The following is a 24,585-nucleotide window of genomic DNA, read 5'->3' as shown; positions in this document are numbered from 1 at the left end:
AAGAAAAAGAAAATATAAATATTTTCTCTAGAAACAAACCCCCTTAAAAGGCTTCTAAAAAACTGATTATACCACCATCAATTAACGCAGGATTATAGTTGCACCAGCAGCTTCAAGCTTTTTCTTCAGCTCCTCTGCCTCATCCTTACTAACACCCGTTTTTAAGCTCTTAGGAGCACTTTCCACGAAATCTTTAGCTTCTTTAAGCCCCAATTCAGTAATCGCCCGCACTTCCTTTATAACGCTGATTTTTTTCTTAGCATCAAAACCTTCTAGAAAAACCTCAAATTCAGTTTTTTCAGCAACAGCAGCAGCAGATTCCCCTGCCGCAGACGCAACAACAGCTACAGGAGCAGCAGCAGAAACTCCCCATTCTTCTTCTAATCTTTTAGAAAGTTCTGCCGCTTGAAGGAGCGTAAGAGACGATAATTTTTCAACAATTGATTCAATATTGGACATATCACACATTTTCCTTATTCTTGGTTTTATTTTTTTAATAACTTGGAGATCTAACTTTGTTGATTTTTATCTACAAAAGCAGAAATAGCACGAACAATTTTAGTCTGAGGTGCATTAAGAAGATTTACCAATCTAGTCGAATTAAATTGAATAGCACTAATGATCATAGAACGAATACCATCAATATTAGGCAACGAAGCAATCCGTTTGATAGAATCTTGGTCAAGAATATCTTTCTCCAAAATACCGCCAAGAACCACAAACTGTTTATTATCATTCGCAAAGCTCACAGAAATCTTAGGAGCAACAATAGGGTCAACCGAATAAACAATCAATGATTGCCCAACAAAAAGATCTGAAACACCCTTCAAACTAGTATCGCTGACGGCAATCTTAACAAGACGATTTTTCGCAACCTTTACACCTCCACCAGCTTCTCGCACTTTCTTTCGAAGATCTTTTATCTGCGCTACACTAATTCCCTTATAGTGCGCAACAACAACTGATCCAGAAGAAGAAAAAATCTTACTTAATTCAGAAATTTCCACACTCTTTTCTTGCCTATTCAACTTTCATCTCCCGATGATAAATACAATTAAACCGTTCTTCTACATCTACACAAAAAAAACATTTCTACGAATACCTCTAAAAACAAAAATCATAGAGACATCGCTAAGAAATTCATAAACAATAACCCAATAAGATTATTAAACAGCAAAACTCGAAAGGTCAACCTTTATACCACACCCCATAGTCGATGACAAAGTAATGCGCTTCACATAATCACCTTTTGAAACAGCAGGCTTTGCCTTCAAAACAGCGCTAACAAAAGCCAGAACATTCTCTTCTATTTTTTTGTTATCAAAAGAAACTTTTCCTATCCCAGCATGAACAATTCCCGCTTTCTCCGAACGAAAATCAACCGCACCACTTTTAGACTCTCGAACAGCAGTAGCGACATCTGTTGTCACGGTACCAACCCTCAAATTAGGCATAATCCCACGAGGACCTAAAACTCTACCTAATTTTCCAACCAATGGCATCATATCTGGAGTTGCAATACAACGATCAAAATCTATTTTTCCACTTTTAACAATTTCAAAAAGATCTTCCCCCCCAACAATATCAGCACCCGCTTCTATAGCCTCACTAGCCTTAGAAGATGTAGCAAACACCGCAACACGAACATTTACCCCCGTACCATTAGGCATAGTGACAACACCTCGAACCATCTGATTAGCATGACGAGAATCAACCCCTAAATTCATTGCTATCTCAACGGTTTCATCAAATTTAGCTACAGAACGCTCTTTAATCATCGCCACAGCATCACTCAAACCGTACAATGCTGAACGATCAATTCCCTGAGCAATCTTTCGCATACGTTTAGAAATTTTAGACATTATATTAATCCACCACACTCATACCCATTGAAAAAGCCGAACCTTCTACCATGCTCACAGCACCCTCAATGCTAATAGCACCCATATCTTGCATCTTTAATTCTGCAATTTTTTTAACTTTTTCTCTTGAAATAGAACCACAGGATTCCTTGCCAGGAAGCTTAGATCCCGACTTAACACCTGCCTCTTTTTTAAGAAAAAAACTTACAGGCGGCTGACTCATCGTAAAATCAAAAGACTTGTCTTTATAACAAGTTACAGTAGTTGGAATAGGGATACCTTTTTCCATATCTTGGGTTGCAGCATTAAACGCCTTACAAAATGCCATAATAGAAATACCAGTCTGCCCAATAACAGGACCAACAGGCGGAGAAGGTTTTGCAGAACCTGATTCTATCTGCAATTTAACTTTACGAAAAACCACTTTAGCCATTCTTAGCCCTTCCAAAAACAACAACCAACTTCATTGTATACAAAACCATAAATAACGCATGTTTAAAAAAGATATGCTTACATAAACACATTAATCCGCAACTAAAATATCATACAACCTTCTCAACTTGATTATACGCTAACTCTACCGGCGTAGCGCGACCAAAAATCGAAACCTCTACCTTAAGACGAGACCTCTCTTCATCAACATCCTTTACAATACCATTAAAAGATGCAAACGGTCCATCAGAAACACAAACCTGCTCACCAATCTCAAAAACAACAGAAGATGCAGGCTTCTGAACAGCCTCCTCTATCTGATTCATGATGCGACCAATCTCAGAATCCGCAACTGGCGCAGGATTCTTTCCAGAACCAAGAAAACCCATAACCTTAGGAGTATCCTTAATGGCATGATACACCTTATCAGTCATAACTGCCTTAATCAACACATATCCAGGGAAAAATCTACGTTCAGAATTAACCTTTCGTCCTTTGCGAACACAAACTACTTTTTCTGAAGGGACAGTAATTTCTTCAACCAAGTGATCTAATCCAGATCTATTTAATCTGCCACGAATCAACTCAACCGTTTTTTTTTCACAATTAGAATAAACTTGGATTATATACCAACAAGCTGTCATTTTATCACTATTACTCAACAATTACTCACCAACGCCCAAAAGAGAATGCATAAACCACCCTATTAAATAATCAACCACAAAAAAAAACGCCGAAGACATAGATATCATAATTATCACCACGATAACTGAAACCAAAACCTCATTGCGAGATGGCCAAAATATCTTCTTATACTCATCCTTAACTTGTTTGAAAAAACTTAAAACACCCAATTTATCAACTCTCACCCCAAGAACAACGCTTTATAATCTTTAGAACATGACTCAACATATAAAGCAAGAGGAAAACGCCAAAGATCCAAAAAAACAACAAAAACCATTGTCACAAATAATTTTTGGCAGGAGCAGCGGGGTTCGAACCCACGACCTGCGGTTTTGGAGACCGCCGCTCTACCAACTGAGCTATACTCCTAAAGACACTTCTTCTCATTCACACGATCATATCATGCTATTCTATGATTTTAGTAATCATCCCAGCACCTATGGTCTTCCCTCCTTCACGAATAGAAAAACGTTGGTCTTTTTCCATCGCAATCGGACTGATAAGCTCTATCTCTAAATCAACCCTATCTCCAGGCATCACAGCTTTCACATCAGAAGGAAGAGTTACTTTACCAGTAACGTCAGCTGTATCCATGAAAAACTGAGGACGATAATTATTTAAAAAACCTGTATGACGACCACCTTCTTCTTTCGTCAACACATAAACATTGGCCATAAACTTACGATAATCTTTAATAGAACCAGGAGCACAAACAACCCTACCCCTAGGAACATCCGCTCTATTCACTCCTCGAAGAAGCAAGCCAACATTATCTCCAGCTATAGCTTTGTCTAGTTTGCGACGAAACATTTCTATGTCTGTACACTTGACCTTAAGGTTTTTGCCACCCATACCAAGTATTTCAACATCACTCCCTGCTGTAAGCTGACCACGCTTAACTCGACCAGTCACAACAGTACCGCGACCTTCAACCGTACAAGAACTCTCTATATGCATCAAAAAAGGACTGTCTAAAGAACGAGATGGGGTAGGAATATAAGAATCAATCGCCTGCATCAAAGCATGAATAGAATCTTCCCCCATATCTTTCTCCTTACCCTGCAACGCACAGTCAGCAGAACCCCTAATAATAGGCACTTCGTCACCAGGATAACCATGGCATTTTAAAAGAGTACGAATCTCGTCTTCAACAAGCTCCAATAACTCCTCATCCCTAATCACATCGATCTTATTCAGATAAACAACCAAAGATGAAATACCTATCTGACGAGCTAAAAGAATATGCTCCTTCGTCTGAGGCATAGGACCGTCATCTGCAGAACATACAAGAATAGCACCATCAGCTTGCGCCGCACCAGTAATCATATTCTTCACATAATCAGCGTGTCCAGGACAATCAATGTGGCTATAAAAACGATTCTCAGTCCTATAGTGTACATGCGCAGTAGAAATAGTAATGCCTCGAACCCGCTCTTCCGGCGCACTGTCAATATCGCCGTAGCCCTTCTTCTCATCACTATAGTACTTCGTAATAGCCGCGGTTAGCGTCGTCTTACCATGATCAACGTGACCTATAGTACTAAGACCAAGACTCTCTTTGTCTCGAACAAAATGTTTATCTGACATCAAACAAATTCCCTTTATTTCAACACATCTTCAATAAATATAAAGCCACAAAACAAGACATTACTAAACTAATAGAATTCACAAATCATTTCAATTATAAAAATCAAAAATAGACAAACGAATCCCACGCGAATACTCAGAAATAAACTACCATAAAAAGATAATGGTGGCGAAGAAGGGACTTGAACCCCCGACACAAGGATTATGATTCCTCTGCTCTAACCAACTGAGCTACTTCGCCAATACTTCTTGTTTCCACTTATTCCACTTATTCCACTTATACACTTATACACTTATACACTTATACACTTATTACACTCTTTTACCAAGAAACAAAAATCTAATCAATATGATAAACAGCAATATTCTGTATATATATATCTATCCCGAGTTTCAAGATAATTAAAACACACCCTATTTTTATGTTTAATTAAGCATCACATATTAGACAAGATATTATAAAATAAAAACAACATCTTATTGTAATTTAAGAAAATTTATGCATTTTATAAACCTGCAGATTAATCATTTTTTTAAGCTATTTCTAGAATTTTATATTCCTAACGAAACCCATGCAGTTTTAAAATATTGTTCACAATCATCTTACAATATTTATACTATAACCCTAACCCTTGCTTGATATTTTTTACAATCCTTATACTGAAAAAAAATTATTGTGCTTCGAACGGTATGAAGAGCGGCCGGTTAACAATAAACGTAGCGCCAAATTACATGGCTATTTATTTGGCAATAAACAAAAAGTTTGTTTTATTTATCTCTAAATTATGCCATTTTAAAGTATTTTAACGCTAATTAAATAATAAAATATTACTACGGTTACTCCAGCTATATGTGGTAAATTAGATACCACAAGTAATGCAAACTAGGTGATTACAATCGACCCGTAGGCTATAGCAATCTACGTAATGGAACTATACATTAAACTATTATAGCTAAAATTGACCTTTTATTTTAAATAAAACCTTATCCTAAAGACAGCAAAGACGCCTCTACTTCATCTAATCGCTTAGAACGACTAATAATTCCCCCACCTAAAACACGGGCTTCATTTGAATCTGTCGTGTAAAATACGCATGCTTGACCAGGCGCAACACCCAATTCACTTTTTTCGAACTCAACGTATACTCCATTATCATCTTTTTTCACAAAAGCGGCACCTGGATCCTGCGAAGACCGAATTTTAACAAAGCACTGAAATCCATCCACAACAACATTTTCAAACAAACCATCCCCTAACCAATTTATTTCACGCAAATAAATACGATGAACTTCTAAGGCTTCTTTCGGACCAACAATAACCCGGGAATTATGTTTGTCCAAATGAACGACAAAAAGAGGATCACCCGTTGCCACACCAAGACCACGTCTTTGTCCTATAGTGTAATTTATAATCCCATTGTGGCGCCCTAAAACCTGCCCATTTAAATGCACAATATCCCCTTCCATAGGAATATCAGCATTGATTCTTTTAACTATGTCAAAATATTTTCCCTTTTGAACAAAGCATATATCCTGACTGTCAGATTTATCTGCCACTTCTAAACCCATCTCTCGCGCTAAATCTCTTACAGATTCCTTTTTCATATCCCCAAGAGGAAAACGTAAATCACGCAACTGTTGCTGAGTAGTAGCGAATAAGAAGTAACTTTGATCCCGCTCTGAATCTATTGGACGACACATTATACGACGAGACCTTCCATCACTCCCAACATGAAAACGCGAGCGTATATAATGACCGGTCGCCAAGACATCTGCCCCTAATTGATGCGTTACAGACAGAAGATCCGAAAATTTAACAGTTTGATTACAACTCACACATGGTAAAGGCGTTTCTCCGTCAGCATATGAAGTAGCAAAAGGGACAATAACTGCATTGTGAAAACGCTCTTCGTAGTCAAAAACATAATGTGGAACATCAATGGATTCACAAACACGACGAGCATCATATATATCTTGTCCAGCGCAACAAGAACCTTTTCTTTTAGAGCCCCCCCCTCCATTATATAGTTGCAGGGTAACGCCAATCACATTATATCCATCACGCTTAAGAAGCGCGGCAACAACAGAAGAATCAACTCCTCCGGACATAGCCACCACAACCCGCACATATTTTGGCTTCTTATCCAAATCTAGGCTATTCAATATCGTGTCCCAAGTTTATAACCATCCCAATTTTTATCGCGTACGATAATTATAACCTTATCTAGCATATTTATAGAAAATCAATCAACATTAAACTCAAATTGTTTGACAAAACGAATCGCAATATTACCCGATAACTTTTCTAAAACATAATCCGAAATAAACCCATCTATACAAAGGAAAACATATCTTTTTCTTTTCGACTTACTAGTCCCAAGATGAAATTGATGTTAGATTATCATAAAACATTACCAATAAAACTCATTATTCCCGGAACATCCTCATGAACAATGTAAATCATTAAACGTCATATATCAGAGTCAAAATTAATCCCCTGAATTTTATTGAATCTTGACTTTCAATCAGAAAATATTATCCCTGCAATTGAATATGATGTATCGGCTGTTTTTGCTACCAACTAGATATAACCATCCCATACATCACTCTTATCGCTATCGCGCTTAATTGTAGACAGTATAATAGCATTTTATAACGACAGGAGCAGCCCTAATCATCCACACTCCCAATATTCTAGATAAAACCGAACTATTAAGAGCTGTTGTGTTAATATTAAGTATATCACCATCAACATGGCAAAATAATATAAATTTTGCCATTAAAATCTAGGATTTCAGGATATCCAAAAGTTTTTTATGGACATGCATATTACCACTAACAACACCTTTGGTTTTAGCGACCACATTTTCTCCTAACAAACCAGTTGAAAAACCCCCTGATTCGCGAACAATAAGCAATCCAGCTGAAATACACCATATCGGAAGCCCATATCCCCAAAAACCATCAAATCGACCTGCAGCAATATAGGATAGGTCAAGAGCTTCTGATCCAAAACTACGAGTTCCGACTACATAATTCATAATACGGTATAATTGTGTGAAATAATCACTTGTTTGCTTTTCATCGACACGTAAACTGCTATAACAAACAATAGACTGAGGTAAGTTTTTACGAGAAGAAACTCGTATACGACGATCATTTAAAAAAGATCCAGCACCACGTTCAGCTGTGAACAATTCATCTGTAATGGGATTAAAAACAACGCTAGCGACTATTTCTTGATTACGCTCTAGAGCAATGGAAACACAGAAATGTGGGATGGCATATAAAAAATTTGTAAAACCATTCAACGGATCAACAATCCAGCGTGCAGTATTATCCTCTCCATCACATACTTTCCCCCCACTATAAAAACCATACTTAGGACGAGCACATAGTAATTCCTGATAAATAATTTCTTGACATTTTAAACGAGATCTCGTCACAAAATCATGCGGACCTTTTAAAGAAGCTTGCAAATTTTGAACTTCACCAAAATCGCGTGATAGTAATTTCCCAGCCTTTAAAACGGCGCTTACCATAACATTAAGAAGGGCGGAATACGACATATGAGGATCTCTTTTCTGTGTAATTAATTTAAAAAACAAGCGTAGACAACTGAAAATGCACTTGTATTCGAGATAATCTAAACCATCAGAGGGGTTATCGTATCTTTTCTATAAATAAAGTCAACGACTTACCAACATCTTCATTATAAAAACATCTTATCAACGCAAAACGTATGGATGGATATTAAATGAATAAAAAAAGGATAAATATTTATATTTATCATATTATGTCATACTATTCTAACATCACTAAAATAAAAGGAATCGTCACCGAATAAAAAAGGGTGATTGACAATAATCAATAAACTTGATTTCATAATAGCTTTCAAACAAGCATAGTAGGATACTGAATCAACACCAACATCTCTTTGAAAATTATCGCAAAAACAGAAGTGTAATTAAAAGTCGTGCCATCTATAAAGGAACAAGTTTGAGATTCATAAACATTCAAAATTTTCAAAACATCTTGAGCCACAAAGTATTCAATTTCACAATAAAGTAACTTTAATATCATCAATTATTATACGAAAAATCCATATGTTCAAAGACATGGAATAGAAGATATTCTTTACTAAAATACAAAAAACCAGGATTTCAAAATGAATCATACACCTTTAATTATCAATGAAACGTATCCCATACTTGTTCCCAAAGAAAGTTATTCCTGACAACATCATGCATAAAGGAACAAGTTATGAATATAATAGCCCCACCTATTGCCATTATCATGGGAAGTCAATCTGATTGGAAAATCATGAAATATGCAGCCGACATGTTAGACACGTTAGGCATTGATTATGAATCACGCATTATTTCTGCACACCGCACTCCCGATCGATTGGTAGAATTTGCTAAAAACGCCCATTTCGAAGGATTTAAATTAGTGATTGCCGGAGCTGGTGGAGCGGCACATCTACCTGGAATGATTGCATCTATGACATCTCTTCCAGTTTTAGGAGTTCCAATCATATCACAAGCACTTGGCGGAATAGACAGTCTTCTATCAATTGTTCAAATGCCTGCAGGAGTGCCTGTCGGCACCATGGCTATTGGGCATCCTGGGGCAATCAATGCAGCTTTACTGGCAATAGCAATTCTTGCACTTAATGATGAAGAGCTGACTGAACGTTTAAATGATTGGCGTGCTCAACAAACGAAATCAGTTTCTGAATATCCAAAGGACATTTCAGCATGAATCAAAGAACAATCGGCATTATTGGAGGGGGACAATTAGCGCGAATGCTCTCTATGGCTGCTGCCCGCTTAGGATTTAGCATTGTTATTTTAGATCCCAATGCTGACTGTCCTGCAAATCAAGTTTCCACTCGGCAAATCGTCGCACAACATGACGACATCCAAGCCTTGAATACATTTGCTAACCTCTGTGATTATGCAACATATGAATCTGAAAACATTCCTGCGAAATCAATCTCATATCTCTCTACACTTCTCCCAATATACCCATCTTCTAAAGCAATTGAAATTTCTCAAGATCGTTTGTATGAAAAGCAATTTTTTCAAGAATCCGGAATTCCCACAGTAGATTTTTACGAAATTAGTTCACAGGAATCTCTCACAAAGACTCTTAATGCATTTCAAGGAAAAGGCATATTGAAAACGCGCCGCATGGGATATGACGGCAAAGGGCAACAAATCTACAATGAAAACGATTCTACAAAAAACCTATACGCTTCTCTTGGTAATGTACCTTTAATATTTGAAAGATTTGCAACATTTAGTTGTGAAATATCAATTATTGCAGCCCGCGCATTAAATGGATCTATATGCTTCTACGACCCTATACAAAATACACATATTGATGGCATACTACACCAATCCAGAGTACCCTCTCCCATTAGCAAAAAAACATCTTTCTTAGCATACAGCGCAATGAAAAAAGTTTTAACAAAGCTAAATTATGTTGGCATCCTTTGTATAGAATTCTTTGTCACAGAAGATGGCAAAGTTATTGCTAATGAAATGGCTCCTCGCGTCCATAATTCGGGACATTGGACAGAAGCATGTTGCACTACTTCACAATTTGAACAGCATATTCGCAGCATTACCAATCTTCCTCTCGGCAATCCGGATAGACATTCAAATTGCGTGATGCATAACCTTATCGGATCTGATATTGAGCAATATGAAAAATGGCTTAACTGCAATTCTAGTCTTGTACATATTTATGGAAAATCAAAAACTCTTCCCGGAAGAAAAATGGGACATGTAACACAAATATATCCAAAACATACGGTCTCAAACTTTCTATTATCATAACAAAAACGAATAACATATTTTGATGAAAGTATTGACTTAAAAACAAAAAAACGATAGACGTATCTCCATCTGTTATTTATGTCTGGAGTGCCAATTGTGAAGATCAGAAGTTCCCTTCGAGTGCTTAAATTGCGTCATCGTGCAAATAAAGTTGTACGTCGTAAAAATAAGATTTACATCATAAACAAGCTTAATCCTCGTTTTAAAGTTAGACAGGGATGAGATCGTTTCTTCCGTAATGTGTAAACTGTTTCTCACAACGTATTTTAGTATCGTTGTATTAGGTATTTTTTTATAGTAGAATCTTGTTCAACTTGTTTTACAAGAGGATTTGTTTTTTATTTAGACATTCATATGTCTCTTTTCTATTTTCTGTTCTTATCTAACAATTAAAATTAGTGTTCTTCTTCTTTGTGCATAAGAGATTTTGTATGTGCAGGCAATTTTCTGTCGCGCATGATCATAAAAGATAGGATAATCAAAAGGGACATTAGCAATCCACAAATCATGGAAGCGATCATATCTAGTGCGGGACGTTTATATACGCCGTATTTCCAAGTTCCGATAATAGACGCACAAACAATAGTATAAAGCACTACAAAAATAAAAAAAATACTTACTGGAAAATCACCACAAATTGCACGAGAATCAAATATATTCATCTTTTTGACCTGACAATATCAATCACCATAGAAGATATGCTATAATAAAAATCCACTCTAAAAACACCCGTATAAAATTATCAAAAACAGATACTATAATCAACATGCCGAAAGAATTATGTATTCACCAATATAATAATGAAAACACATAAGTAACATACCTTCCTAAACCATAATACTTTTTTTCAAAGGATACCGCGCATGAAGAATACTTTCTAAAAAAATACTATATCCTCATTTAAAAACACATAATAATAACAAAAAACATTTAATCACATGGAAAATAAATTTTTATATTTATTTTCATTCAAAAAAATAATAAATATTACCCTATAGAAATATCAACCTCGTAACCATATAATGATGCAAAATAATATATTTTTTACTGAATGTATAGATGACTCAGAACGTCATTTTCTCGGATAAGAGAATATTAGTTTGAACAAGAAATTTTTTCATAAAACCGCCTAATTAGAAACCAATTAAAACCATAATGAAGTCATATAAATTTCCTTATTATCTTATCAGCATGGTTGTTAGCACAATCGTTTTCTTATCACATGATGCCCACGCAGAAAATTCTAGTGATGCGCATGCACAATCTATATCACCTAGCGATATATCACAGGGAAAAGGAAAACGAATAGTCGATGCACAAAAAATAACCTGTGAAGCAAGATTAACTGATAATAGTCCGTCGATAAACAGTGGAATCTCTTGGCATGTATTTGATGCTATTCCGAATAAAAAAAATACTTTAACAATGATCAAAAAAATTATCGGTGGCAAAATATCCCTTGACCTTTTCCCAGGAGAGTATTTAATTAGCGCTTCTTTTGGTCACGTTGGAGTCGTTAAAAAAATAACCATTAGTCCAAAAGAAAAACAGCAAAAACAAGTATTCATATTCAATGCAGGAGGAATACGTTTACATAGCATATACAAACCAGGCTTACCAATTGTAGACGATGAACTTACGTTTTCTATTTATTCACATTCTAATAACAAACCATTGATGATTACTGATAAAGTAAACTCTGGAACACTGATACGCTTAGAAACAAACAACTATCAAATTACTTCTCATTACGGAAAATATAACGCAATAGTTAGCACAATTATTAAAGTAGAACCTGGAAAAGTAATTGATGTTATTATTGAAAATAGAGCTGCTAAAATAACATTTAAACTCGTATCAGAAGTAGGAGGAGAAGCTATTGCTGATACTGCATGGTCAATATTAACAGCAAGCGGAGATACAATTGGAGAAAGCTCCAACGCTTCTCCTTCTATGATTCTATCAGAAGGGGATTATGTCGTCGTTGCACGAAACAAGGAAAGAATTTATTCACGAGAATTTTCAGTTACTTCAGGGAAAAATATGGTAATAAATGTACGCATGCGACAAAAAAGAGTGGATCAAAGCAAAAAAAATAAAAAATAAAATAGAAAGCATGCGACATTTCTAATGTTTATACAATTATATACTATATGAAATAAAGAGATCGATTTCTAATCAAATAATTTCAATAAAATTCATTCAAGAATATAATTCTTTCGTTTTAAATGATATAAAACACATAATTTCCTGTTGTGATCATAACATTTCCCGATAATATTCACAGTATTGAAAGAACAAAACAATGACCGATACTACCCGTAATGAACAAGATAGCTTTGGAACCATTAAAGTACAAAAAGATCGTTATTGGGGAGCCCAAGCACAACGTTCTCTGGAAAATTTTAAGATTGGAGAAGAAAAACAACCTCTTATTATCATACGTGCTCTTGGAATTATAAAACAAGCAGCAGCACGTGTTAATATAGAATTAGACAAGATCGATCCACGAATTGGTAAAGCAATTATAGAGGCATCAGAAGAAGTAATTACCGGCAAGTTAGATGACCATTTCCCCTTGGTTGTTTGGCAAACAGGATCTGGTACACAGTCAAATATGAATGTTAACGAAGTAATATCTAATCGTGCAATAGAAATACTAGGCGGAGTTATAGGATCAAAAGATCCCGTTCATCCTAATGACCATGTCAATTTATGCCAATCTTCCAATGACACTTACCCAACGGCAATGCACATAGCTTGCGCAGAACGCATAGTCCACCGTCTACTACCAACCCTTCGCAACCTACATCAAGCTCTCACAAAAAAAATAAATGATTTTCAAGATATTATAAAAATCGGACGTACTCATACCCAAGACGCTACCCCCTTAACTCTAGGACAAGAATTTTCAGGATATGCAACACAAGTTAAAAACTCTATCAAACGCATAGAAATAACTTTAAATGGTCTCTATGAGCTAGCTCAAGGTGGAACAGCTGTTGGAACCGGACTTAATTCCCCTGTAGGATTTGCCGAAAAAATTGCTAACAATATAAGAGATATTACAGGGTTACCGTTTGTCACCTCTCCTAATAAATTTGAAGCACTCGCTTCCCACGATGCTATTACTTTTTGTCATGGAGCAATCAATTCAACTTCTTCGTCTCTCTTTAAAATAGCCAATGATATTCGTTTTTTAGGATCTGGACCACGTTCTGGACTAGGGGAACTGACATTACCCGAAAATGAACCGGGATCTTCTATCATGCCAGGGAAAGTTAACCCAACTCAGTGCGAAGCAATAACACAAGTTTGTGCGCATATTTTTGGAAATCATGCAGCCATTACTTTTGCCAATAGCCAAGGACATTTTGAGCTTAATGTTTATAAACCAATGATTGCTTATAACATTTTGCAATCTATACAGCTATTGAGCGATTCTGTTGAATCATTTACTAATAACTGCATAATAGGCATCCAAGCAAGAACAGATAATATTAAGCTTTCTTTAAATAGATCTTTGATGCTTGTAACAGCTTTAACAGCTAAAATAGGATATGATAATGCAAGTATGATTGCCAAAAAAGCTCATTGCAATGGTAGCACACTTAAAGAAGAAGCCGTGAGGAGTGGATTAATTTCTGCTGAAGAATATGATGTCATCGTTAAACCCGAAAAAATGATTTATCCTCATTAATAGAATAACAACATGCAATTTAAATTGCGTGTAATAAAACTAAAAGCATAACCATGATTCATGGTTATGCTGAAAAAATGACGACCGATATCTGCAAAAGTGCTATGTTGATAACCAAAATTCCTGCTTCAGGATATTTACTTTTTTCTAAATATCCATGATACGTGAATACCAAAAAAGCCTATAGACTATCAATTATTTTCTACTTTTTCAAAAAAGATACTACGCTTGCAATAGCTTGATCTACTTTGCTTCCATCTGGCCCACCAGATTGAGCCATATGAGGACGCCCTCCTCCTCCGCTACCACCTAGTACTTTTGCAGACAAACGAGCAAGAACAACAGCATCAAAACGATCAAGCAAATCTTTCGTCACTGCAATCACAACAGAAGCTTTTTGCTCTTTAGAAATACCAACAATCATGATGATTCCAGACTTGATCTTCTTTTGCAGTATATCAACTAAACCCTTAAGTTCTTTAGATTCCATGTCAGAAACAACATGGCTCATAAAATTAACATCCATAATATTATGACAAGATAAGTCCTCAATATTTACTTGTAATTTACGTTTAGCATTAATCTGTTGCAACTTACGGCGTTCCTCCCATATTTCCTCTACGCGTCCGATAACGTTGTTCTGTGATACCTTAAGGAAAGAAGACAGTAATCTTACTTTTTCATCTTGCGCAATAAGATGAGATCGCGCTCTTTGTCCAGTAATAACTTCAATACGACGGACACCCGCACGAATAGAGCTTTCAGAAACAATATGAAAGAGCATAATTTCTCCTGTAGAAGAAACATGAGTACCTCCACATAATGCAGAAGAATGCAATTTACCATTACCATATTCGACAGAAACTACTCTTACTTGATTGCTGTACTTTTTGCCTAATAAAGAAGAAGCTCCAGATGCTATTGCATCATCTATATTCATTATTCTCGTGATAATAGGAAGGTTTTGTGCGATAACATCATTGACATTATCCTCGATGGATCTGATCTCTGCACTAGTAATCGGCTCTGAATGTGTTATATCAAAACGCAATCCTTCGGGAGTAATACACGATCCGCTTTGAGAAACATGAGAACCAAGAACCGTACATAATGCATGGTGCAATAGATGTGTTGCCGAATGATTAATACTAATCTGACGTCGCTTTTGGTAGTCAATTGTAAGAACAACCGGCATATCTGTTCGTAATATGCCAGATTCAACACGCGCATAATGTACAAATATTCCTTCTGCTTTTTTTTGTACATCCGTAATTTGAAGACGAACCCCTTCCCCAACAACAAAACCTGTATCCCCTATTTGACCACCAGATTCGGCATAAAAAGGAGTTTGCTCAAAGATTATTTCAGCTTCTTGTCCCTCGAATACTTCCTTTACTATCTTATCTTGCTGTACAATAGCTTTAACTATAGATGGGAAACCTTGGGTAAGATCTATTAGAAGTTTTTGGCATGAGAGTTCACTTATTTTCTCATTTTCTCTCATCAATTTAGAGCCACGAAGCAAATCATATCCTACAAACTGCGTAGCACCACATTTTTCCTTGAGAGAGAACCATAATTTTTCTGTTATCCCTGCCCCTAAACCCAAAGAATGTGCCCGCGCTTTCGATCTTTGTTCTTCTAAAGCCTGATTAAATGAAAGCATATCCACGCCTCCTAAACCCCGCACCCATAAAATATCCTGCATAATATCTAAAGGAAGTCCATGAGTATCATATAGTTTAAAAGCAACACTACCATCTAAAATCTCATTTTTCCCTAGATTATATGACACTTCGTCAAGTAGAGTAAGTCCCCGATTCAATGTTTTACTAAATCGGCGATCTTCTAACCTCATCGTTTCTTCAATCAATGACTGCGCTTGAATTAATTCAGGATATGCACTTCCCATCTCCGAACAAAGGACAGTGAAAAGGTGCACCATCAAAGGTTCCATATAACCTAATAACCGAGCGTAGCACATAGCACGACGCATAATACGCCGTAATACATATCCACGCCCTTCATTTGAAGGCAATATACCGTCTGCAATAAGAAAAGAAGATGAACGAAGATGATCTACGATAACACGATGATTAACTATATTATCTCCTTCATATTTCACTCCTGTCACTTGTTCAGACGCATTAATGAGATTTTTAAACAAATCTATATCGTAATTATCAATTTTCCCCTGTAAAACAGCTGACATCCGCTCTAATCCCATCCCAGTATCTACGGACATACTGGGTAATGTACAACGTTCTTTATTGTTTTTCTGTTCGAATTGCATAAAAACGAGATTCCATATCTCAAGATAGCGATCCCCTTCTTCAGAAGATCCTGGCAATCCTCCCGGAACACAGTCCCCCTGATCAAAAAAAATTTCCGAACAAGGACCGCAAGGACCAGTATCCGCCATTGACCAAAAATTATCATTAGTAGTAATCGGAATAATTTTATCCGAGGATAAACCAGAAATTTTTTTCCAAAGTTTAAAGGCATCTTCATCTTCATTATAAACCGTTATATAAAGTCGACGCTGATCAATATTGAATTCTTTAGTCAATAACTCCCAAGCAAGTTGAATAGCCTTTTCTTTAAAATAGTCACCAAAAGAAAAATTTCCTAACATTTCAAAAAAAGTATGGTGACGAGTAGTACGCCCAACGTTTTCAAGATCGTTGTGCTTACCGCCAGCACGAACACATTTTTGCACTGTTGTTGCCATTTTATACATAGGTTTTTCTTGGCCGGTAAAAATATTTTTGAATTGAACCATACCAGAATTTGTAAACATCAACGTCGGATCATTGTGCGGAATAAGTGAAGACGAAGGTAATATTTTATGTCCATTTTTTTGAAAAAATCCAAGAAATGTCGTCCGAATACTCTTCAAATCGCTCATAGCAACAGCCTTTAATATTTATTGCGCAATAAAAACGTTTTATACAACTTATACTAAATAGTAATACAAGGGAAATTTATTGATTTATTCAATAATATCGGAATCGTCTTTCGTATTAATCGCAGGTTCCTGTAAAAGGCTTTCCGCAACTAATCCAGCATTTTGACGTAATAAACCCTCTATAGTATCTGCGATCTCACTATGTTCTCGTAAAAATATTTTAGAGTTTTCTCGCCCTTGCCCTAAACGTTGTCCATGAAAAGAAAACCAAGCTCCTGATTTTTCAACAATAGATGCTTTGACACCTAAATCAATCAATTCACCAAAACGAGAAATTCCTTCTCCATACATGATATCACAATCTACTTGCTTGAATGGAGAGGCCATTTTATTTTTGACTACTTTTATCCGAGTTTGGTTGCCAACAATCACATCTTTATCCTTAATAGCACCAACACGACGAATATCTAAACGGATAGAAGAGTAAAATTTAAGAGCATTTCCACCGGTAGTCGTTTCAGGAGATCCAAACATAACTCCTATCTTCATTCTCATTTGATTAATAAAAATAAGAATACATTTGGAACGAGAAATTGATGCAGTAAGCTTGCGGAGCGCCTGACTCATTAAACGCGCCTGCATTCCTGGCAAACTTTCACCCATATCCCCTTCAATTTCAGCACGCGGAGTCAAAGCAGCAACGGAATCTATAACAATAATGTCTACTGCTCCCGATCGTACTAGCATATCTGTTATTTCCAATGCTTGCTCACCTGTATCTGGTTGAGAAGCGAGCAAATTCTTTAAATCAACGCCTAATTTTCTTGCATAAATAGAATCCAGAGCATGCTCTGCATCCACGAAAGCACATGTTCCCCCTGTTTTTTGAGACTGTGCAATAGTATGGAGCGCTAAAGTTGTCTTTCCAGAACTTTCTGGACCATAAATTTCAACAATACGCCCTTTGGGGAAACCACCAATCCCTAAGGCAATATCCAACCCTAAAGATCCACTAGAAACAACTTCTAACCCCTCAAAAACGCTATTTTGAGAGCCGAGTTGCATTATAGATCCTTTTCCATATACCCGTTGTATTTGTGACAGCGCCGCCTCTAATGCCTTACTCTTATCCACAATATTTATCCCTTACTTTATAATCCCAATCATCTCGCTTTTATCTTTTCAAAAAGACAATCATTCTAAAAAGAGGTAGTACCCTATTTCCTGCTTGGCAAGACAAATAGGAAATACCTCATAAAACAAGTGTTTTCTATATCATTTTTCATTGGAAAACAAATTACCTTAACTGTCATCAATCTCTTAATTTAAATACGATTCAACAATACTATTTTGACATAAAGAAACGATAACGAGAATATAAATAAGAATCCTTGATAAGTTCTGCATGCCGTCCCATTTCTACAATCATATTATTGTGCAACACAAAAACAACATCTGTATCCTGAACAAGAGACAATCGGTGGGATGCAAAGATTGTAGTACGCCCCTTTCTCTTTTCACGCAATACCTTCCATATTTTATTTTCATTTTCAATATCTAATGCCGACCCCATTTCATCCAACAACAAAATTGAAGCATCTTTTAAAATAGCACGCGCGATAGCAATACGTTGAATTTGACCAGCAGATAAATGCACAGCATCACTTCCTAAAATTGTGTCATATCCTTTATCAAGATTACTAATAAATTCATGCGCCTGAGCATCAATAGCTGCATTTTTTACTGCTTCACGCGTTGCATTGGGGTAACCTATGGCGATATTATCATGTACAGACGCAGTGATGATTGTAGGATTTTGTGGCACCCATGCAATACATCGACGAATTTCTTCTAATGATAGACACCTAAGATCAATACCTTCCATCTGTATAAATCCTGAGCAAGGATCGTAAAAACGCAATATCAAAGAAAAAATACTTGTTTTACCAGCGCCAGAATCTCCCATTAATGCTACTGTTTCACCTGGTAATACTGTAAAATTAATGTTTTTTAAGACAGACCTTTTTGATTTTTCAGGATAGGAGAAAGAAACATTGCAGAAAGAAATATTCCCTAATGCCGTAGAGGGAAACCTCCTATATGGAATTGGAGATACAACATCCAATTTGCACACTATCAAATCACGAAATCTCCTTAATGAAGCGATTGCTTGTAATATTTCTCCAACAAATCCCGAACAAGATCTTATTGTTCCTAAAAAAATCATCGCATAAAACAAAAATTTAGCTAAATTTTCTCCTGATATCCTATCAATATTTACATGATGAGATCCCAATAAAAATACAATATAAATGCCAAAAGATAGAGCAAAAATCACACAACATGTTATAATTGTGCGAAGTAATAAAGAATTTAACAAACCTTGATATGTCTTTTGAGATTGCACATCATAACGATGTATGGCATTTTTCCCTGCATTAAAAGCCTGCAAAACCATTACAGACTTGATCATATCAGAAAAAATATTGAGCAACTTCTTTTCCTCAATATAAAGGGCACTCCCTTTTTTGCGTCGAACTCTAAAAATTATCGTAAAAAAAAATGCTATAGTGCATATTAGGCCTATCACGACTAAAAAAAAATCTCTGCTAATGATAAACATCATATAGATAGAACCAATACATGTCAGCAAATTACGCAATATAATTGACATGCTGATTCCTATCGTAGTTTTAATCCTCTCTGCATCCTTAACTAACGTAGAAAAAAGTTCTCCATGGCTCCTCGCGTTGAAAAAAGAAGGAGGGCATTTTATAATCTTTGCAACAACATCTCTTTGCATAAATAAAATTATTCGTTCGCCAAGCATTGTGGCGCAATAATATCGCAGAGAACTTGCAATAGCCAAAAGAAAAAGCAAGCTTATAAACACAATCCAATGATGCGAATCAACGCCTCTTTCTTTCAAAAGAGTAGCGGTTATTATAGGAAAAAACAAAGTAATTCCTGAATAAAGGAAAAGTGCAAATAATTTTCCTATCAGAAACCACAAACAACGTTTAAGATACAATATTTGAAACTTAAATAATGAAATGGTCTCGTTGGGATTATCATGTGCAGTTTTATTTGTCATATTATGTCAATAGACCACTACCGTTATATTTCATGTTATGCTATATTAATTTTCATATCATATGTGTTGCATTAAATAAAGATTGTTAATAATATTTAAACCTATATCATCTGTGGTCTATTAAGCTTCAAACCATTAATTTTAGGAGAAAAACGTGAAGAAAAATATTCATCCAGAAACTCATTTCATTACAGTAGTCATGACTGATGGAACACAATATAAAACTCGCTCTACCTGGAAATCAGAAGGAGCTGTCATGAAACTTGAGATTGATCCTTTATCACATTCCGCTTGGATTGGTGGAAAACAAAAAATAACCGATCGCGGAGGACAGGTATCAAAATTCAAAAAACGTTTTGCTGGATTATCAATTGAATAAATAAAATTTTTTGATTAAAAAGGTCTCGATTAACAATAAGATTAAAATGATTAAAATACCAAAATTATGTTTTGCCATTACGTTTGCATAAACCATTTGATTTAATCTTTTTTCTATTATTAAAGAATCCGTAAGAAGAGACGTTGTTCAAAAATAATGTTTTGCAACAGTAGCATTCTACTGGGTAACCGTATCGACTCTAATGTTTGTTCGAAAAATCAAATAACAAGTCCGAACACAATACGCAAAATTATTGATTATTCTTTAATAAATGATCTAGTTTCTTCCTTAATGTGAAAAATTTATCTTTTAAAGGCTATCATTGTTATTGATAACTTTTTGATTATAAAAAATTTTCCACAATTAACAAAGCCAACGTTGCTATTTATTTATAAAATACGGATAAACACTCAAAAAGTACGAGAGAATTCTTGTGTTTTTATTATTTTTTGAATATATAAGAGGTTCTCTATAGCGTATTTTATTCTTGCGAACGTGATTTAAGATTATGCGCCCTTCGTCTATCGGTTAGGACGTCAGATTTTCATTCTGGAAAGAGGGGTTCGATTCCCCTAGGGCGTACCAATAAAAATTTTAGTTATTGTCCTTACTATACTTATTGAAAAAATCGATCTTACCTTCTCAAAAGCACAGCTAGCATCGATGATTAATCCCCGTTTTTATATAGCTTTGCAACAATCACTTTTATTCCAGTTCGTTCAAAAATTTTAACTGAGTTAATTAATAGTGATAAAATACTGTTAAATGCTTGATAAATAAGAAAACAGTTATCCCATTTGTTTTTGATACATGGGAGAAAATATCTATTTGATCGTCGTTTTTTATGTGTTGGTTAATAGAAAAGCCTCTATATTTTTCTCATGTCACCTTTTTAACATATACAAATCGCAGTTCACACATTGTGTAACGGAACTAATAGTAAAATAATAATATTTGAAAAATAAAATATAACATTTGACACAAGAGATATCATCCATACCCTTTTGAACAAATAAGCAATGTAATTGATCTTAGGAATTTGTTCTAAAAATAGCAAAACAGTTATTTAACGATCAAAGACAGTTAATATACTATTAAAAAATTACGTAAAATAATTTTTTACTTTAAGGAGAAAATATAAGAATAGCTGCATTATGTATTATCACAAGCGTGATTGTCACTACCCCTTATTTTTGCAAAAGTTACAAATAAATAACACAATAGAGAAGTGCAAGAAATCATACGAGTGACAGAACGTGCCAGAATAGCAGTAGCAGAACAAATAGTAGCAGACCAAATGAGCGAAAATCAAAGCAGAATATAAGAACGAAAAGCCGATATGAATCGAATAATTGCAGAAATAAGAATGATGGGGATTGCTACACAAGAAGAAAAACAGAAACGCCAATCAACGAAATGAAAGGTTTAAAAAAAGAAGCTAATGATAATGAAGCCTGTTATTCTTCTCAAAAAGAAAATATCACTTTATAATTCCTTAGAAAAAGGAGCACAAACATGTATTATTATTGCAACGGATTATACAATCTTAAATACTGTCTGTGCAATGTTACATCACAATACTGAAAAATATTATAGTAGCGTCTCTGATAGGAAATATTGATATCTAAAAACTAAGTTTATCCTCTACATCAACAACTATTACTTGTAGGCAGTTGTTATCTATTCAATAACTCAACAAAACAAGAGAAAAAATCCTCAGTATAAATACTACAAAACAATAAATGCTAATTTTGCGCCAAATAATACACCTCAGCAATTCAGACCTATAACTATAGGTGATGGATTATAACCTCTGAATCCACCTATTGTACACGATTTATCAATATACCAGATGGTCAAAAATACAGGTGAATATTTAAAAGTAGTAATAATTCAGTTATTTCGTAAGAAAACGATTATTATCTATCGGAGAAGCGTCTAATACTCGTAGCTGACTGCGCTTACTTCCTCTCCAATAATTAAGATACAAGTTCCCTATAACATGTATCCTATTACCTTGAGATTTCATTAAAAATTCACCTAAAGGAGTGCCGTAAACACGGAAAGCAATTCCTTGCAAAGTCTCTGAATCTTGTGATTCAAATGTCATTTGTAGGTGATCTAATTTAACCACCCGAATACTCCGTAATTTATGAGAAGGAAATGCAAAAACAGGACGTGGATTACCTGCACCATATGGCCCAGCTGATTCAAGCATATCAATGAGTTCAATGTTTGCAGCAGAAGCATTGAGAGCACCATCTATCTTTAAAATTGGAGTTGATACTAAAGAAGGAACTATATTCTGTGCAAATTGTTGAAAAAAATCACGCAATCGATTAAAATTTGCGCGCTCAACAGTCAAACCAGCGGCCATGGCATGCCCTCCACCTTTTAATAAAATTCCTTTTTCAACCGCAAGAAATACCATTTTGCCAATATCAAAACCCTCAATCGATCGTCCTGAACCAATCCCTTTTCCATCACTTTCAAAAGAAATTGCGAAAGAAGGTCGATCAAACTTTTCTCTCAAACGCGCAGCTAGCAATCCTACAATCCCAGGATGCCATTTATCTCCTGCCACCACAATAATAGAAGCTTTTTTAATATCTTCATATTGAGTTAAAACCTCTGATTCCGCTTGTTCCAACATTGCAGATTCCATCAAACGACGATTCTGATTGAGAATATCTAATTTCATAGCAAGCGCTTCAAGTTCTTGCAAATCATCCGAAATCAGTAAACGACTTCCAAGGTTAGAATCTCCTATACGCCCCCCAGCATTAATACATGGACCTATCGTATATCCTAAACTCTCAGATGTTATCGGAGAAGAAATATTAACTCGTTCAATTAAGGATTTTAACCCTGGATTACCTTGACTACGTGCAATCATCAATCCTTTAAGAACATAAGCTCTATTTAATCCTACTAAAGGAACAACGTCACATATAGTGGCAAGAGCTACAAGATCTAATACAGACAATAGATCAAAATGTTTTATATTAACTTTATTGTCTTGTCGTAACATACGACAAATCGCAACTAAAACAAGGAAAACAACACCAGCAGCACATAAATGACCTTGTCCCGATAAATCGTCTGAACGATTGGGATTCACCAATGCATAAGCAGGAATTTCTTCATTTTTCATTTGATGATGATCGATAACTACCACATCAATCCCTTTATTAGCAGCACATTGCAAAGCATCATGACTTGTGGAACCACAATCTACTGTAATAATCAATTTCGCCCCCTCATCTATGAACTTTTCCATAAGAGCAGGATTAGGCCCATATCCATCTGTAATACGATCTGGGATATACATGTCAGGATTAACGCCATAATATGAAAAAAATCGCATCATTAACGCTACCGACGTAGCGCCATCTACATCGTAATCACCAAAAACAACAATCTTTTCAGAATTATAAATTGCCTGAACAATCCTACGGGCCGCTTTATCACAATCAGTTAAAATTAAGGGATCAGGCATAAGCATGCGAATAGATGGATTTAAAAAATCTTTGGCACAATCAATGGAAATATTCCGACCAACTAAAACACGAGCAACAAGATCAGGAATTTGATGTTTTTGAGTAATAGCAAGAGCACGATTGATTTCTTCTTGTCCCAATAAAGATACCCATCGAAATCCAGAAATAGAACAGTCCACTCCTAAAAAAGCCTGATCATTCATGATTATTCCCTATAATTACAATAAAAAATCCTATAAATTATCTATATAACATTATAAGTAAATAAAAATCCTAATCTCCAATCAAAGGGAGCGATTATCATATAATTTTTTGATAGTTAAACTCCGTATCTTTCATACCAAATTTGTAACATATTTAAATATTTTACAACCACCAACACCTTTTAAACATTTATTTAAATACGCGAATATCTTTATGTAATTACAAGCATTTGTTTATTTCAGTATATTGGAAGTTAAACTATGCAAATACCACAAAACTGATTATCTTACTTGCTGTAATTACAGTCTTAGGATTAACCTCTTGTAAAACGCCTAAAAAAGACAAATAACAACGCTTCCATAATGAAATAACGAACATAAAGAACAAAT

The 24,585-nt window shown here is 35.4% G+C and carries 20 protein-coding genes and 3 tRNA genes; 7 read left to right on the top strand and 16 right to left on the bottom strand.

Features of this window, described 5'->3' with window-relative positions:
- Positions 1-81 precede the first annotated feature (81 nt).
- The 11 genes from rplL to G293_RS04130 all read right to left on the bottom strand — a co-directional run bounded on the left by rplL (position 82) and on the right by G293_RS04130 (position 8,134).
- A complete protein-coding gene (rplL, locus tag G293_RS04180) occupies positions 82-459 on the bottom strand; it encodes a 50S ribosomal protein L7/L12 (RefSeq protein ID WP_047264429.1) in 378 nt (125 codons plus the stop codon).
- 50 nt (positions 460-509) lie between these two features.
- Positions 510-1,028: a 50S ribosomal protein L10 gene (gene rplJ / locus G293_RS04175; protein WP_047264428.1), complete on the bottom strand. Its 519-nt coding sequence runs from the start codon at positions 1,026-1,028 to the stop codon at positions 510-512.
- Between the two features lie 138 nt (positions 1,029-1,166).
- On the bottom strand, positions 1,167-1,862 hold the full coding sequence (gene rplA / locus G293_RS04170) for a 50S ribosomal protein L1 (RefSeq protein WP_047264427.1): 696 nt from the start codon (positions 1,860-1,862) through the stop codon (positions 1,167-1,169).
- Positions 1,863-1,866: 4 nt separating this feature from the next.
- On the bottom strand, positions 1,867-2,295 hold the full coding sequence (rplK, locus tag G293_RS04165; protein WP_047264426.1) for a 50S ribosomal protein L11: 429 nt from the start codon (positions 2,293-2,295) through the stop codon (positions 1,867-1,869).
- 109 nt (positions 2,296-2,404) lie between these two features.
- A complete protein-coding gene (gene nusG / locus G293_RS04160) occupies positions 2,405-2,938 on the bottom strand; it encodes a transcription termination/antitermination protein NusG (RefSeq protein WP_047264724.1) in 534 nt (177 codons plus the stop codon).
- A 21-nt stretch (positions 2,939-2,959) separates the two neighbouring features.
- Entirely contained in the window at positions 2,960-3,163 is a 204-nt protein-coding gene (secE, locus tag G293_RS04155) for a preprotein translocase subunit SecE (RefSeq protein WP_047264425.1), read from the bottom strand.
- A 108-nt stretch (positions 3,164-3,271) separates the two neighbouring features.
- Positions 3,272-3,347, bottom strand: a tRNA-Trp gene (locus G293_RS04150).
- A gap of 36 nt (positions 3,348-3,383) precedes the next feature.
- The gene (gene tuf / locus G293_RS04145) at positions 3,384-4,565 is read right to left on the bottom strand and encodes an elongation factor Tu (protein ID WP_047263908.1); all 1,182 of its coding nucleotides are present in this window, start codon (positions 4,563-4,565) and stop codon (positions 3,384-3,386) included.
- 164 nt (positions 4,566-4,729) lie between these two features.
- Positions 4,730-4,806: transfer RNA gene (locus tag G293_RS04140), tRNA-Met, on the bottom strand.
- 743 nt (positions 4,807-5,549) lie between these two features.
- Entirely contained in the window at positions 5,550-6,728 is a 1,179-nt protein-coding gene (gene mnmA / locus G293_RS04135; RefSeq protein WP_047264424.1) for a tRNA 2-thiouridine(34) synthase MnmA, read from the bottom strand.
- Positions 6,729-7,351: 623 nt separating this feature from the next.
- On the bottom strand, positions 7,352-8,134 hold the full coding sequence (locus G293_RS04130) for an inositol monophosphatase family protein (RefSeq protein WP_047264423.1): 783 nt from the start codon (positions 8,132-8,134) through the stop codon (positions 7,352-7,354).
- Positions 8,135-8,828: 694 nt separating this feature from the next.
- Here G293_RS04130 and purE point away from each other — a divergent pair.
- The 3 genes from purE (at position 8,829) to G293_RS05565 (ending at position 10,633) form a co-directional block, all read left to right on the top strand.
- Positions 8,829-9,329 (top strand): 5-(carboxyamino)imidazole ribonucleotide mutase, encoded by a 501-nt coding sequence (gene purE / locus G293_RS04120; protein ID WP_047264421.1) that lies wholly within the window; start codon positions 8,829-8,831, stop codon positions 9,327-9,329.
- Positions 9,326-10,411, top strand: a complete 1,086-nt coding sequence (locus tag G293_RS04115; RefSeq protein ID WP_047264420.1) for a 5-(carboxyamino)imidazole ribonucleotide synthase — start codon at positions 9,326-9,328, stop codon at positions 10,409-10,411. The genes purE and G293_RS04115 overlap by 4 nt, the downstream gene beginning before the upstream one ends.
- A gap of 96 nt (positions 10,412-10,507) precedes the next feature.
- Positions 10,508-10,633 (top strand): ribosomal protein bL36, encoded by a 126-nt coding sequence (locus G293_RS05565; RefSeq protein WP_083965956.1) that lies wholly within the window; start codon positions 10,508-10,510, stop codon positions 10,631-10,633.
- A gap of 173 nt (positions 10,634-10,806) precedes the next feature.
- Here the strand turns inward: G293_RS05565 and G293_RS04110 are convergent, their stop codons facing one another.
- Positions 10,807-11,073, bottom strand: coding sequence for a hypothetical protein (locus tag G293_RS04110; RefSeq protein WP_047264419.1), 267 nt, complete (start codon positions 11,071-11,073; stop codon positions 10,807-10,809).
- A gap of 493 nt (positions 11,074-11,566) precedes the next feature.
- On the opposite strand from G293_RS04110, the gene G293_RS04105 reads away from it, so the two are divergent.
- Together G293_RS04105 and fumC are read left to right on the top strand one after the other, a co-directional pair.
- Positions 11,567-12,517: a hypothetical protein gene (locus tag G293_RS04105; RefSeq protein WP_047264418.1), complete on the top strand. Its 951-nt coding sequence runs from the start codon at positions 11,567-11,569 to the stop codon at positions 12,515-12,517.
- A 199-nt stretch (positions 12,518-12,716) separates the two neighbouring features.
- Positions 12,717-14,111 (top strand): class II fumarate hydratase, encoded by a 1,395-nt coding sequence (gene fumC / locus G293_RS04100; RefSeq protein WP_047264417.1) that lies wholly within the window; start codon positions 12,717-12,719, stop codon positions 14,109-14,111.
- Positions 14,112-14,313: 202 nt separating this feature from the next.
- Here the strand turns inward: fumC and alaS are convergent, their stop codons facing one another.
- From alaS to G293_RS04085, 3 genes are all read right to left on the bottom strand, one after another.
- Positions 14,314-17,019, bottom strand: coding sequence for an alanine--tRNA ligase (gene alaS / locus G293_RS04095; RefSeq protein ID WP_047264416.1), 2,706 nt, complete (start codon positions 17,017-17,019; stop codon positions 14,314-14,316).
- 84 nt (positions 17,020-17,103) lie between these two features.
- A complete protein-coding gene (recA, locus tag G293_RS04090) occupies positions 17,104-18,153 on the bottom strand; it encodes a recombinase RecA (RefSeq protein WP_047264415.1) in 1,050 nt (349 codons plus the stop codon).
- Positions 18,154-18,364: 211 nt separating this feature from the next.
- Entirely contained in the window at positions 18,365-20,113 is a 1,749-nt protein-coding gene (locus tag G293_RS04085; protein ID WP_083965955.1) for an ABC transporter ATP-binding protein, read from the bottom strand.
- A 154-nt stretch (positions 20,114-20,267) separates the two neighbouring features.
- Between G293_RS04085 and rpmE the strand changes: the two genes are divergently transcribed.
- Positions 20,268-20,492, top strand: a complete 225-nt coding sequence (gene rpmE, locus G293_RS04080) for a 50S ribosomal protein L31 (protein WP_047264414.1) — start codon at positions 20,268-20,270, stop codon at positions 20,490-20,492.
- A 510-nt stretch (positions 20,493-21,002) separates the two neighbouring features.
- A tRNA-Glu gene (locus G293_RS04075) sits at positions 21,003-21,077 on the top strand.
- Between the two features lie 1,312 nt (positions 21,078-22,389).
- On the opposite strand, the gene recJ is transcribed toward G293_RS04075, so the two are convergent.
- On the bottom strand, positions 22,390-24,195 hold the full coding sequence (recJ, locus tag G293_RS04070) for a single-stranded-DNA-specific exonuclease RecJ (RefSeq protein WP_047264413.1): 1,806 nt from the start codon (positions 24,193-24,195) through the stop codon (positions 22,390-22,392).
- Positions 24,196-24,585: the final 390 nt, after the last annotated feature.

The sequence above is a fragment of the Candidatus Liberibacter africanus PTSAPSY genome (assembly GCF_001021085.1).
Taxonomy (GTDB): Bacteria; Pseudomonadota; Alphaproteobacteria; order Rhizobiales; family Rhizobiaceae; genus Liberibacter; species Liberibacter africanus.
This window is presented reverse-complemented; position numbering and strand designations above follow the sequence as displayed.

Coding starts and splice junctions, on each gene's coding strand:
- rplK (WP_047264426.1), bottom strand. CDS start 2,295: ATGGCTAAAGTGGTTTTTCGTAAAGTTAAATTGCAGATAGAATCAGGT.
- alaS (WP_047264416.1), bottom strand. CDS start 17,019: ATGAGCGATTTGAAGAGTATTCGGACGACATTTCTTGGATTTTTTCAA.
- G293_RS04085 (WP_083965955.1), bottom strand. CDS start 20,113: ATGACAAATAAAACTGCACATGATAATCCCAACGAGACCATTTCATTA.
- G293_RS04130 (WP_047264423.1), bottom strand. CDS start 8,134: ATGTCGTATTCCGCCCTTCTTAATGTTATGGTAAGCGCCGTTTTAAAG.
- recJ (WP_047264413.1), bottom strand. CDS start 24,195: ATGAATGATCAGGCTTTTTTAGGAGTGGACTGTTCTATTTCTGGATTT.
- fumC (WP_047264417.1), top strand. CDS start 12,717: ATGACCGATACTACCCGTAATGAACAAGATAGCTTTGGAACCATTAAA.
- purE (WP_047264421.1), top strand. CDS start 8,829: ATGAATATAATAGCCCCACCTATTGCCATTATCATGGGAAGTCAATCT.
- G293_RS04105 (WP_047264418.1), top strand. CDS start 11,567: ATGAAGTCATATAAATTTCCTTATTATCTTATCAGCATGGTTGTTAGC.
- G293_RS04115 (WP_047264420.1), top strand. CDS start 9,326: ATGAATCAAAGAACAATCGGCATTATTGGAGGGGGACAATTAGCGCGA.
- tuf (WP_047263908.1), bottom strand. CDS start 4,565: ATGTCAGATAAACATTTTGTTCGAGACAAAGAGAGTCTTGGTCTTAGT.
- rplA (WP_047264427.1), bottom strand. CDS start 1,862: ATGTCTAAAATTTCTAAACGTATGCGAAAGATTGCTCAGGGAATTGAT.
- G293_RS04110 (WP_047264419.1), bottom strand. CDS start 11,073: ATGAATATATTTGATTCTCGTGCAATTTGTGGTGATTTTCCAGTAAGT.
- rplL (WP_047264429.1), bottom strand. CDS start 459: ATGTCCAATATTGAATCAATTGTTGAAAAATTATCGTCTCTTACGCTC.
- nusG (WP_047264724.1), bottom strand. CDS start 2,938: ATGACAGCTTGTTGGTATATAATCCAAGTTTATTCTAATTGTGAAAAA.